Origin of the sequence: Lacipirellula limnantheis (assembly GCF_007746075.1) — a bacterium.
Lineage (GTDB): Bacteria > Planctomycetota > Planctomycetia > Pirellulales > Lacipirellulaceae > Lacipirellula > Lacipirellula limnantheis.
This window is the reverse complement of the sequence record NZ_CP036339.1, coordinates 4,695,570-4,708,467: the sequence shown is the minus strand read 5'-3', so window position 1 is coordinate 4,708,467 and position 12,898 is coordinate 4,695,570. Positions and strand designations below refer to the sequence as shown.

The following is a 12,898-nucleotide window of genomic DNA, read 5'->3' as shown; positions in this document are numbered from 1 at the left end:
AGTTCGCCTGTATTTCCGCACGGTATGCCCGCTAAGCAATAATCTCGCTGACGACCCGCGCCGGCTCGACGCCGGTCAGCTTCTGCTCAAGTCCCTGGAATTTGTAAGTCAGCCGCGAATGATCGAGCCCCAACTGATGCAGAATTGTCGCGTGCAGATCGCGCACATGCACCTTGTCCTTGGTGACGTTGAACCCGAAGTCGTCGCTCTCCCCGAGCGTCACTCCCGGCTTGATGCCGCCGCCGGCCAGCAGCATCGTGAAGGCGTTGGGGTGATGGTCGCGGCCGGCCCCGTCGTCGCGGGGATTGCCCTGCACCATCGGGGTGCGGCCGAATTCGCCCCCCCAAATCACCAGCGTCTCGTCTAGCAGTCCCCGCTGCTTTAGGTCCCTGATCAGGGCGGCACTTGGCCGGTCGGTCGCTTCGCAATTGCGCTTTAGATCCGGCACCAGATACCCATGCTGGTCCCACGCTTCGTGAAAGATTTCCACGAAGCGGACGCCGCGCTCCACGAGCCGCCGCGCTAGCAGGCATGTATTGGCGAACGATGGCTTGCCCGGCTCGGCGCCGTACATCTTGAGGATGTGTTCCGGCTCGTCGGCCAGGTCCATCGCCTCCGGCGCACTCGCCTGCATGCGGTACGCCATCTCGAACGAATTGATCCGTGTCGCGATTTCAGGATCGCCGATCTGGTCGAGATGCTGCCGATTCAACTCGTTGATCGCGTCGAGCGAATCTCGCTGTAGCCGGGCGTCGACGCCGCGCGGATTGGAAAGATACAGCACCGGGTCCCCGCTCGTCCGCAGCTGCACTCCTTGATGGACCGTCGGCAAGTAGCCGCTTCCCCAGTTCGCGCTGCCGCCGCTGGGGCCCTTGCTGCCCGTACTGAAGACGACAAAGCCGGGAAGATTTTGCGATTCGCTCCCCAATCCGTAGAGCGTCCACGACCCGATCGACGGCTTGCCGAACTGCTGACTGCCGGTGCTCATCAGGATCTGAGCGGGTGCATGGTTAAACGCATCCGTCGACATCGATTTGACGATCGCCAGATCGTCGGCGACTGTCGCCAGTTGAGGCAGTAGTTCCGATAATTCATTTCCTGATTGACCATGCCGGGCGAACTTGAACTTCGGCCCCATCAACGTCGAGTTCGGATTGATAAACGCTGCCCGATACCCTGCGAGCAGTTCCGCTGGCGGCAGCGTCCCGTCGAACTTCGCCAGTTGCGGTTTGTTGTCAAACAACTCCAAGTGGCTCGGCGCGCCGGCCATGAACAGAAGGATGACGTTCTTCGCCTTCGCTGCCGCATGCGCCTGCTTCGCCGCGAGCGGATCGGCCGCCGCGCGCGCGACGCTGCTCCCCAGCAGCTGGCTCAGCGCCACTGCGCCCAACCCAACGCCGCATTCCTTGAGGAACCAGCGGCGAGCCAACTCGCGCGGAGGAACGCCTTGATAGAGATGATTCTGGCAGTTCATTCGGAATTCGTCAGTTGTCAGTCGTCAGTCGTCAGTTGCTAAAGACAAACACGGCAACTGACCACGGACCACTGACAACGGACATCCTTTACTCTTTAGTAATCGTTTCATCCAAATTCAGCACCACGCGAGCCAGCGCCGTCCACGCCGCCAGGTCCGGTGCACTGGCGCCGGCTGGCAGCGTTTGGTTTCGTCCGCTGTCGTCGGTCGTCAGCAAGAGCCAGGGATCGGCCCCTTCCACGGCAAACCGCGCCCGTTGATCCTTCAGGAACGCACCAAGCGTCGCGATCTCAGCCGCACTGGGATCGCGCGACAAGCAGCGCCGCACCGCGTATCCCAGCCGCGCGTCGTCGCTTGTCCCCCCGTCGGAAACGATGCGGCGGGCCAGCTCGCGTGCACACTCCAGGTACAGCGACTCGTTCAGCGTCGTCAGGGCTTGCAACGGGGTGTTCGAGCGCGGCCGGCGCACGCAGGCCACGTCCCCGCGCGGCGCATCGAAGCTTTCAAACGCTGGATACGGCACGCTCCGGTAGCGGAACGTGTAGAGCCCGCGGCGATACTTGTCCGCATCCGTGTCGTAAGCCCACACCTTCGGCCCGTAGCTGGTGGGGGGCTGAAACAGAAACTCCGGCGCCGGCGGGTAGACGCTCGGCCCGCCAATTTTCTCCGTCAGCAAGCCGCTCACCGCCAGCGACACGTCGCGTACCATCTCGGCGTCGACGCGGTAACGGGCGCCGCGCGCGAGGAGGCGGTTCGCCGGGTCTTGGGCAAGGAGCTGCGGCGAGGCTGCCGCCGACTGCTGGTACGTCGCCGAGCCGACGATCAACCGATGCAGGTGCTTCTGGCTCCAACCATGCTCCATGAATTCGACGGCGAGCCAATCGAGCAGCTCAGGATGCGTCGGCAGGTCGCCTTGCGTTCCCAAATCCTCGGGCGTGCCGACCAGACCAGTCCCAAAATACGCAAGCCAAATGCGGTTCACCGCCGCCCGCGCCGCCGTCGGCGAGCGTTCGTCGACGAGCCATCGGGCAACATCGAGCCGGGTCGGATTCGCGCTCGTCAGCGGGTGGAGGAACGACGGCACGCCCGGAGTCACCTCTTCGGCCGGGGCCAGGAAGTTGCCCCGTTCGAGCCGATGCGTCGGCCGCCGCTCGGTCCTCTCCGAGAGCACCAACTGCGTTGTTCCGCGCGGATGGCTCAGCCACAGCGCGTCGAGCCGGCGATTCATCTCGGCCCAATCAGGCACCGTCGTCCGCCAGTAACTGAACAGCTCCGCCTCTTGCGCTGCACTCCGCTCGCCAGCGGGAATCGTCACGATCTTGCGTACCGCCGCGGGGATCGGATCCGCGGCCGCCTTCTCCGCATCCGTTACTGAAAATCGGAAGCGCCCCAGGTTGTTGTTCTGATTGTCGTCGCTGTTCCAGCCCCCGTGGTTTTGCGCGAGCGTGAACGTCAGCTTGGCGCCTGCCTTCGCTTCCAGCGGCTTCTCCAAGACGAACACCGCCTGATGCGGCACGTTGCTGCGACCGGGACCGATGTCAGCGCTCCAGGCGGTGAGATGATTGCCGTCAATCGCATAGTCGATCGGACCAGTGACCCGTCTTTCGTTACTCTGGTCGTCATACGCCGGATCAAGCGGCCGGCCAGGAGGATTCACATCCGCCGTGGCGCTGACGATCTTCAGTTTTGCACTCTCCGTCGGCTTCTCCGCCGTCGCAGCCGATACTTCCATTTCGGACAGGCCGAACAGCCCATCCAGCGAACGTCCCGGACCGCCGTGCGGTAAATTCGGATCGTTCAGCAACTCCAGCCGCACCGCCGTGATCTTCGCGTCGGCCGCCAGCGTTACCGTGAACTCGGTCGAATGCTTCGTCGGCGCGTATCCGGCGGCCAGCACCGAGCCATCCGCCAGCAGGTAATGCTTCTGGCCGCCGCTGGCGTCAAGCTCCGGACGCACCGTCGTCCACTGGCCGGAGCTGTCGGTCACCGTCTTCTCCCACGCCGCCATCCGCTGACGCCATTCGGGCGCCGCGGCCTTCAGCTCCTCCTCCAGGCGATCGATCAACGCCCTCGTCGCACTCCATTGCGCGAGTTCCTCATCGGTGTACGCCGACATCTGGGCTTCGTCGCAATTATTCAGAAACGCGAACAGCCGGTAATAATCAGTCTGCGTGATCGGATCGTACTTGTGCGTGTGGCACTGCGCGCACTGCACCGTCAGCCCGAGCACCCCTTTGCCGATGGCGTCGACCCGATCGAACATCGCCTCCATCCTGAATTGTTCGGGGTCGATCCCTCCCTCTTCGTTGATCATCGAGTTCCGCAGGTACCCGGTGGCGACGCGCTGATCTTGCGTCGCATTGGGCAACAGGTCGCCGGCGATCTGCTCGATGACGAATTCGTTGTACGGCTTGTCGGCGTTGAAGGCGTCGATCACCCAGTCGCGGTACATCCAGACGAACCGCGGCTTGTCCTTCTCAAAGCCATCGGAATCTGCGTATCGGGCGGCGTCGAGCCAGAGGCGAGCCCAACGTTCGCCATAGTGGGGCGACGCGAGCAGCCGGTCGACTTGCTTGGCGAGGATCGACGTCTGCGCCCCGCTCGCCGCGTCGGCCGACGACTTGCCGACGATCGAATCGCTCGCCTTCAAGTCTGCCTCAAACGCCGCAAGTTCCTCCAGCGTCGGCGGCAAGCCTGTAAGATCGAGCGACATCCGCCGCAGCAGCGTTTGCGGCGTTGCGACGGGTGATGGCTTGAGTTGTTCGCGATCGAGCCGCGCGAGCACGAAGGCGTCGATTGGATTCTTCACCCACGACGGATCGCTGACCGTCGGCGGCGTCGGTCGCACCGGCGTCACGAACGCCCAGTGCGTCTGGTACTCGGCCCCCTCTTCCACCCAGCGGCGAAGCGTTTCGATCTCGGAGGCCTTAAGTTCCTTCCCTGAATCGGCCGGTGGCATCCGCAGCGACTCATCGTCGCTGATAATGCGGGCGACTAGTTCGCTCTCCGCGGGCTCCCCGGGTGTAACGACCTGAGCGGCGCCATGTGCTTCCTCGCCTGCCGGCGCCTCCCGTACGTCGAGGCGCAAGTCGGCCTCTCGATGCGAGGCATCCTGACCGTGGCAGTGAAAGCAGTTCGCCGCCAGGATCGGCCGCACGTCGCGGCTGTAGTCTAGCCTCTCGGTGGCGCCGACGCCGCCCACCGGCAGTACTAGCAGCGACGACGTCGCCGCCAACACGAGCGGTCGTAAAAAGTGATGAGCAGACAAGAGCATGACGGCGTCTCACGGCGCGAGGCGAGAGCATGACGAGGCGCTGCCACTAATATAGTTGAGCGAGAGGAATAAGATAGCCGGCGAAACGCGCAACTCTCACTGGAGATTTAGGTTACGCGATCTTCGGAGACTGGCGTATCGCAATGCCAGCGACGCATTGATCGAGATCACCAGTTACGAGAATTGGTAGAGACGGTGATCTCGGTGATCTCGGAGGACTCGCGAAAAAAGTGATCTTCCGATCAGTGCTCATTGGCAGAGGTCATTGGCATCTAAGAGTTGCCGAAGCCCTCGCAAGGCGAAGCAGACATCGCACTTGCGATGTCTGCCAAATTAAACTGGCATCTGGCAGATTTCTCAATAATCTCAAGTTGTGCTGAGCGACCGACTTACAACGCCACAATTGAATACACGATTCGCGAGAGAAACACTTAGATGTTTTTTACAGACTCCTGATTTCCCGGTGTTTTTGGCGCTGGACACTGTGGTTTTTTTTCAGCTATGGAAGGTGAAGAGTTATGGTTTTGGGGCTGGGGCAAGGTCACAGCGTGGAAGCCCTTAAGGGAGTCTGTAGACGGTTTATCCCCATGGTCTGGAATCAGAGGGGTAAGAACGCCAGAGGGGCGCGAGAGGGCTGTCAGAGCCTATAAACGACAGCGGGCGAAGCCCAATTAAGAACCCCGCCCCCTGTTGTAGAAAGCGTTTTTTCCCGAAGTGGGCGTTTCTAATTACACGCAGAACGGTATTGAGTTGCCGGGCAGATGGAACATCCACGATTCGCAATCCGCAATTTACTGATAACAACTTTCTGGATTTGCCTTTGGCTGTTCGCGCTCATCAGTTTTCAGCGCCCATCTAATTCTCTGATGGAATATGTTCTATTGGTTGCCATTTGGGCCGGACCACTTGTCGCGCTTCGTGCCCTAATTGGTGACGATTGGAAGGAAGTTGCAGTATGGGCAATCTCAAAGATTGTGCTTTTCGTCTTGTGTCTGGTGCTGTTTGTTGTTGCCGCAGTCGCGATTAGATTGCTTCAAGACTTATAGGGCATATGCGTCCCCTGCCGCTCTTTGTCCTCAGTGCATATCGACGCCCTTCTTTTCGGGGAGTATTGAGGCTCCCAGAGTCGGTTGTCTTAGGTGAGTGTTCTTTAATTCTCAACGATAGGGGCGTGTTGGCCTCTAAGTCCGCTAAGTAGTGAATTCATGCTCCCCACTACGGCGCTCAAGGGCACAGAACATCCGTAGTTTTTATCTTGTCAGATTCACCTACTAGCGCTGGTCGGTTCGTCAGACCGCTTTTCGGGTTATCAACTTGGGTTGAAGCGTGGACAGTCAACGGCAGCGATATATGGCTTTACTGTCGGAAGGGTTTCCCCGCCGTTCGTTAATCCATCGCCACGAGCGACAATCCGCTCAAGAGCCTTTTTACAGTTCAATGACTGAGGGCGTTACGCTAACTGAATAGCAAGTCTTCAACCGAACCCGCGATGGGATTATCGAATTAAATCCCACTTTTCGAGCGTCCAGACTACCAGTCTATAGCTCTCTGTCTTAATATACCCCAATTGACCTATTTGGACGGTTCTTTTTTTGGGGCCTAAACGACTGAAGCCCCACAAGGATTACTTGCGAGGCTTCGTTCGTGGTTGTTTTTGCCTAAGCGGGATTCGTCGGCACTGTTAGTATACACGGAAGCGGGAATTCCTCCGGTCTTTACTGTGACTTTTTCGGGGAGTCGCCCCACAATAATAACTCTTTCATCTTCTATTTGTCTTCACTCCTCAAGTTCAATAAAAAACCCCCGCTCATCTTTCGACAAGCGAGGGTAGAACTTTTCCAAAAACTCAATTCTTATTACACCTCTTCAACGAATTTGCATTTTCTGTCGAGCATGACTGAACGATAGCCCGTGTTGTTCACAGAACTTCTTAAGCATTTCATTTGTGTATGTTGTGCGGGCATTCTCTTTGACCACCTTCACTGTTGTATGTAGGTTCTTGCCCTTCACAATAATGCCCTTCAAGTATCCAACACGCGATACCTTATTGGGCAGATTCGACGTGAGGCGGTATTTTGAAACGGGAGTCACCTTTTCACGTTTGCACCACTGCACATAGTCCGCGTATAAATCAGTCGTCTTCACTCTATAGTTCAGAGGCTTTTCCTCTGTGTTCTCGCGAATGTATCTCTGAACTGGCGTTTCTTTACCGGGGATAATTCTTTGCAGCTTGTTCAGTGGTTGAGCAATCTGACAGTTAATGACGTTATGGCCAACCGCTTCCCCTTTCTCATCCCTGAACCCTTCAAGCTCAAGCTGTTTTGATACTCCTGCGAGCGTCAGACCATCATTAAGCAATTGGGTAGCCCGGTTCACGAATTCCGGACTGAGCTTCTTTCGGCGGCGCTCTGAACCTCTAGAAGAGTAGAGTTTGGCGCTGAAGATGGTCGTTATTGCTAATAAATCGGCTACTAACATTTCCTCGTCGCCCAATTCGGATTGCTCCACATATTCAATTTCTACCCCGGCATGTTCCGCAATCTTTTCAATGATAGGAACTGCCCATCTAGCGAGTCTGTCTTTGTGTTCCACTAGAAGCTTTGCATCCCTAAATTCCCCACTCAGAAGCCCGCTTATCAACCTATCCAAACCGGGCTTTTCAAAGTTCATTCCAGAACCAATGTCTTTGATGGTGATAAGTTCGCGGTCTGGATACTTTTCGCGGGCTACTTTCTCCAATCGCTTTATCTGCCTGCCTAAGTCACTATCGCCCGTCTTTTTCTCGGATGATTGGCGATGGGTTGAAACGCGGCAATAAACAATGACTTTTTCTCTTTCTATGTCTTCACCGGTATCGAATCCCCCAGCAGCTAGAACGGTTCTGCGACTCAACCGCCTATGGCCAGAGGTCAGCGTGAACCCCTCTAGTTCGCCTCTAGAAAGCATGTCGCGGATTGTCTGAGTAGAAACCCCAAGAATTGCAGCAGCTTTGCCTACGCTGATAAGGTCTCTTGGGGTGATAGTGCGGGCGGATTGCGGGCGCGATAAAGTAGCAGTAGCCATGGCCTAAGCTCCTCAGAAGCTAGGGAGTGGTTAGACCCTCAGTTGCCCGGCAAGGCTTCTGGGGGTCGTTTCTTTTACTGGCTACATACTAGCGCCCTCATTCAACGAGCGCCATTGATTTTGCCCCTATTTTCCTAGGCGATTGTAGATTCCTTAGACTTTTCAATTGAGAGATGGCAGCGAAGCAAAAAAACATCCAATCGCGGCGGCCGACTTACGCGAACAGTTCCTCGACGACGCGTCCTTTTCCATCTTCGGTGGCGTAGAACGGCCGCTTCTCGATCGTGAACTCCGTCTTCGGCGACACGCCCATCGCGTGGAAGATCGTCGCGTGGAGATCGGTCACCGAGATCGGATCCTTGATCGCCAGGCAGGGACGCTCGGCCGCCGTTTCGCCGTAGAGGAAGCCCTTCTTCACGCCGCCGCCAAACATCAGTACGCTGCTGCCGCCGGTGAAGTGCCGGTGGAGGCCATAGTGGGCCGGCAGTTCGAGCGTGTCGCTCGCCGCCCGCGATTGGTCCTTCGCCGTGCTGCCGGGGACTCCCTCGATCATCATGTCGCGGCTGAACTCGCTGGCCAGGATCACCAGCGTCCGGTCAAGCATCCCGCGCTGTTCGAGATCGAGAATCAGCTGGGCGATCGGCCGGTCGATCTGCTGCTTCATCTTCTCCAGCCGCGAGTGTCCTTCCTCGTGCGTGTCCCAGCCTTCGAACGGGACGTACTCGGTAGTCACTTCGATGAAGCGGGCGCCCGATTCCACCAGCCGGCGGGCGAGGAGGCACCCCAGGCCAAAGCGGCCCGTGTTGTACTTGTCGTAGCTCTCCTTCGGCTCGTCGGAGATGTCGAACGCGGCACGATCGGGCGAACTAAGTAGCCGATGAGCGTTCTCCATGGCCCGGATCATCGACTCTTGCTGGTGGTCGCTGCCATGCTGCCCCAACGGACCGTGCTGAACGAGGTCCCGAAAACGCTTGTAACGCGATTCAAACCGGTCGGGCGTCATCCCCTTCGGCGGGCGAACGGCCCCCACGGCGTCCTGTGGGTACGGCAGCAGAAACGGCCCAAACTCGCCGCCGAAGAATCCGGCGGTATGGAACGCTTTCAACTCTTCCTTCTCGCCGACTCCTTCCAGCCGCTGGCCAATGTCGATGAACGCCGGCATCACCGGATTGCTCGGCCCCAGCACCCGCGACATCCACGCCCCGATGTGCGGCGCGGCGACCGTCTGCGGCGGGACGTACCCGGTATGCCAATGGTACTGGTGGCGGCTGTGAAGGATATGGCCGAGGTCGGGCTGAACGTGCGAGCGGATCAGCGTGCCGCGGTCCATCACCTGGGCGATGTTCTCCAGCCCCGCGGTGATCTTGATATTGTCGACCGCCGTGTCGATTGCCGGGAAAGTGCTCATCACCCGTTCGACCGGGAGTCCCTTCTCGAACGGCAGATACGCCTTCGGATCGAACGTATCAGGCGCCGCCATGCCGCCCGCCATCCAGAGCAGAATGCAGGCGTCAGCCTTTGGCGTCGGCTGGACCAGCGGTTCGCGCGCAGAGCCAAGGGCCAGTCGCGGGGCCGACATCCCCATCGTCGCCACCGCGGCGGCGGAAGTGGCCTGAAGAAAACGACGGCGAGTCAGTTGTTTCTGGTTCATATCTCGTAATTATCGCACGAGTTGAAATTCAGGCAGCATCACAATGCACCACAACGCATCGGCTAGGCTTTCGGGCGTCGGCGAATCGCCGATTGCTTCGATCAACAGAGCTTGCTCCTCGTCCGTCGGCTCTCGCGACAGAGCCGCTCGAACCAGCGTGCGGCTGATCTCGCTCGGCGACAGATCGCCCAGATTCGCGGCAAGCTTCTGCCCGCTGGCGGCGAGCAAGTCCGACAGTGGCTCGCCGTTGCTCAACTCCAATGCTTCCAGCGTCGTCACCTCGCCAGGGCGAGTGGTTACTACCTGCTCGCGGTTCGGCCTGCCTAGCGTTCGCATCAGCGGCGTCGACTGCACCAGCGCCGCACGCACGAATGGCCGTGCCGTTCCCCCGGCGAGAGACTTGATCGATTGGACGAATAGCTCGTCGTTCTCTGTCTGCTCCGGCGCTGTCCCCGTGATGGCGGCCAGGGCGTCGACGAATTGCTCCGCCGTCATCCGCTTCGGCGAGGGACCTGCGAAGACGAAATCCTCCACGGGGGCCGATTCATCCCAAGGCGAACTTGCAAGCCCATAGACTTGCGAGGTGGCAATCAATTCAAGAGTTTTCTTGAGGTCATATCCCGAGTCAGCCAGATGAACAGCCAATTGATCAAGCAGGTTTTCGTTCCAGGGACGGGAGCCCATCGCGTCGACCGGATGGACGATGCCCCGGCCCATCAGCCGATGCCACAGGCGGTTCGTAACCGTGCGCGTGAGTCGGCCGTTTTCGGGCGACGTCATGATGGCGGCGAGTTGCTTGAGCCGCTCCTCGCGCGGCGCGGCGGCATCGACGGTTCCGAGTTCAGGAAACAGAAAATAGGCCTTCGCTATTTCGCCGGTTGGCTTGTCGCACCGATGAATTTCAAGCTGTTCATTGCTGGTGATCGCCGCGAGGCCGTAGGCGTCGGTCAGCTTCCAATCATCGACAAAACTGTCATGGCACGAGGCGCACTTCAGGTTGACGCCGAGAAAGACTTGCCCAACGTTCTGCGAAAACTGCAGTTCAGGCCGCTGGCTGGCGTTGACCTGGCCGCGCCAAATAATTCCCTTCGCGAACCCCTCGGACGCAGGCGTCGGGGAAATCAACTCGCGCACGAACACGTCGTAAGGTTTGTTTTTCAGCAGTGCGTCGTAGAGCCAGCCCGTTATCTGGGCACGGCCGCCGTCAATGAAACCAGTGCCGGCGTAATCGTTGCGGAGCAGGTCGTTCCAGAAGGTGATCCAGTGGTCGGTGTACGCAACCTGATTGTCGAGCAGCCGTCGTACCAACGCGCTCCGCTTATCCGTCGACTGATCGGAAACGAACGCGTCAACTTCGTCAGCGCTGGGCAGCAAACCGACCAGATCGAGGCTTGCCCGACGATAGAACGCGGCGTCGCTGATCGGCTTTGGCGGCTCGACGCCGTGCTCTTTCCAGTAGTGGAAGATGATCTGATCGAGCGGATTGTCGACGTCCGGTTCCGCAGCGGGCAGTACGGGGCGGCGGGGCTTCAGCGGAGCCCGATAGGTTTCGGCCTTGAACGAATAACCCGCCTCCCACGGCAGATCGGCGTCGATCCAGCGGCGGAGCGTGTCGACTTCCTCCTTGCTGAGCCGATCTCCCTTAGGAGGCATTTGCAGCTTCGGATCGTCGCTCGTAACGAGATCGATCAGATAGCTCGCCGCGCTGTCGCCCGGTTCGACGACGCCCGTCTCGAGCAGCGTCTCGCGGGTATCGATCGACATGCCGCCTTTGTAGGTGCCGTTCGAGTGGCAGCCGGCGCAATGTTTCTGCAGCAGCGGGATCACGTCGTGAGCGAAATCGACTTCCGCCGCGCCGGCGCGCGAAGCGAACGTCGCACCGCAACAGAGAATCGCCGACAACCACAACCAAATCGAAGGACGAGGGGACGTCATGAAGAGCGCACCGCCATGGGGACCGAACGTTCGTGTTCAATCCATCCTAATGCAAACCGCCGGGCCGACCAACCGTCCGACTGCATGAAGACGCCAACCGCGTCCCCGCAGATTTGAGCTAGCCGTCTGCGACCGCTGTGCGGAATCGCGCACTTCGCCTTCGACGCTTCATTGGCCGGACATTCACTTCGTCGCCGACATCGGCGTTTTCGCCGTGATCGGCGACGTCTTGAACTTCGCCGGGTCGACGACGACGTGCTTGATTCGCTCGCGATTCCACGTGTAAGTGATATGGACCAGGCCGTCCGCCGTTTGGATCACGGCCGGATACGAGAAGTGACGCGTCGGGTCGTCTTCGAGGACGAGCGCCGACTCCCAATTCTCGCCGTCGTCAGAAACGGCGATGTTAAGCGGCGTGCGACCCGCATCGTCGCGCACCGAATTGTGGTTGTAGACCAGCAACTGCCGGCCGTCGGCGAGGGTGACCGCGTCGGTGCCGGCGTCTGGGTTCGGCAAACCGGTGGAGGTCATGGCGCTCCAGGTCCGGCCGTCGTCTTTCGACCAAGCCTGAAACACCACGTCGTTCATCGTGCGACCGATCGCCTGCAGGCGGCCATCTTTATGAAACAGGATGCTCGGCTGGATGGCGGCGAGCTTGTAGCCGTCGTTTACTGGCTTCGTGGCAGTCCAGGTCTTGCCGCCGTCGGTCGAGCATTCGAAGTAAACCTGCCAGCCATCGTGCTCGCTGCTTGTGGGGCTGAGGATATCGCCGTTTGCCAATTGCACCGGTTTGTTCTTAATTGGGCCGAGGATGCCGTCGGGGAGTCGTTCGGGTTTCGACCAGGTTTGGCCATTGTCGGTGGAGGTCATCTTCATCCCCCACCATTTGTCAGGATTCGGGCCAACTTTGTAAAACAACATCAGCGGCCCCGCTTTCGGTTGAAAGAGGACCGGGTTCCACGTTGGGTAGCGGACATCTGCCGACTCGACGCCGTTGGCGACCTCGACTGGCGGCGACCATTGGCCATCCTTCAGCCGCGACGTCCAAATACCGACGTCTGGTTCCTTCTCATCGGTTCCGCCGAACCAAGCGGCGAGGAGCCCGTCGCCCGTTTCGACGATCGTCGAGGCATGGCACGAGGGAAACGGCGCCATTTCGTAGATCAACTCGGAGCTGACGTAGCCGGGCTGAGCTTTAAGATCGGCGCCACACAGTGGCGCAGCGAGAAGCGAACACAGGACCAACGCAGCCGTCGAGTTGAATCGCGAAGAAGTCGGCATCGAAAACGCCTCGTGAGGTGGATGAGTCAAGCGGCAACCGAGGTCGCTGTTGCCAAGGTACCGTGCAGCAATGCTCCCGGCCAACTGGCGGATTTCGTCGCTCACACTCGCCATTCGCGTCCCCGCTGCTGCCACGGCATTTGGCAGCGACGAACGACGCCAAATGTTCGTAAGTCGCGGCTCGTCCGATTGCAGTACGCGCAAAGGCAGGCCAGCGTCA

6 protein-coding genes are annotated in these 12,898 nt (G+C 59.3%); all 6 read right to left on the bottom strand.

All coding sequences use genetic code 11. The annotated features are described in order from the left end of the window. Positions 1-31: 31 nt before the first annotated feature. On the bottom strand, positions 32-1,474 hold the full coding sequence (locus I41_RS18290) for a DUF1501 domain-containing protein (RefSeq protein WP_145434346.1): 1,443 nt from the start codon (positions 1,472-1,474) through the stop codon (positions 32-34). Between the two features lie 88 nt (positions 1,475-1,562). Then, positions 1,563-4,748 carry a PSD1 and planctomycete cytochrome C domain-containing protein gene (locus I41_RS18285; RefSeq protein WP_145434344.1) on the bottom strand — a complete coding sequence of 1,062 codons (3,186 nt, stop codon included), beginning with the start codon at positions 4,746-4,748 and terminating at the stop codon, positions 1,563-1,565. A 1,866-nt stretch (positions 4,749-6,614) separates the two neighbouring features. Continuing rightward, positions 6,615-7,811, bottom strand: a complete 1,197-nt coding sequence (locus tag I41_RS18280) for an IS607 family transposase (protein ID WP_145434343.1) — start codon at positions 7,809-7,811, stop codon at positions 6,615-6,617. A gap of 214 nt (positions 7,812-8,025) precedes the next feature. Beyond that, the gene (locus I41_RS18275) at positions 8,026-9,462 is read right to left on the bottom strand and encodes a DUF1501 domain-containing protein (RefSeq protein ID WP_145434342.1); all 1,437 of its coding nucleotides are present in this window, start codon (positions 9,460-9,462) and stop codon (positions 8,026-8,028) included. Between the two features lie 9 nt (positions 9,463-9,471). Next, positions 9,472-11,397, bottom strand: a complete 1,926-nt coding sequence (locus I41_RS18270; RefSeq protein ID WP_145434340.1) for a PSD1 and planctomycete cytochrome C domain-containing protein — start codon at positions 11,395-11,397, stop codon at positions 9,472-9,474. 183 nt (positions 11,398-11,580) lie between these two features. Then, the gene (locus I41_RS18265) at positions 11,581-12,678 is read right to left on the bottom strand and encodes a sialidase family protein (RefSeq protein WP_145434339.1); all 1,098 of its coding nucleotides are present in this window, start codon (positions 12,676-12,678) and stop codon (positions 11,581-11,583) included. Positions 12,679-12,898 lie beyond the last annotated feature (220 nt).

Excerpts from the sequence above, each read along its gene's own strand:
- I41_RS18290 (WP_145434346.1), bottom strand. The coding sequence starts at position 1,474 with ATGAACTGCCAGAATCATCTCTATCAAGGCGTTCCTCCGCGCGAGTTG.
- I41_RS18285 (WP_145434344.1), bottom strand. The coding sequence starts at position 4,748 with ATGCTCTTGTCTGCTCATCACTTTTTACGACCGCTCGTGTTGGCGGCG.
- I41_RS18280 (WP_145434343.1), bottom strand. The coding sequence starts at position 7,811 with ATGGCTACTGCTACTTTATCGCGCCCGCAATCCGCCCGCACTATCACC.
- I41_RS18275 (WP_145434342.1), bottom strand. The coding sequence starts at position 9,462 with ATGAACCAGAAACAACTGACTCGCCGTCGTTTTCTTCAGGCCACTTCC.
- I41_RS18270 (WP_145434340.1), bottom strand. The coding sequence starts at position 11,397 with ATGACGTCCCCTCGTCCTTCGATTTGGTTGTGGTTGTCGGCGATTCTC.
- I41_RS18265 (WP_145434339.1), bottom strand. The coding sequence starts at position 12,678 with ATGCCGACTTCTTCGCGATTCAACTCGACGGCTGCGTTGGTCCTGTGT.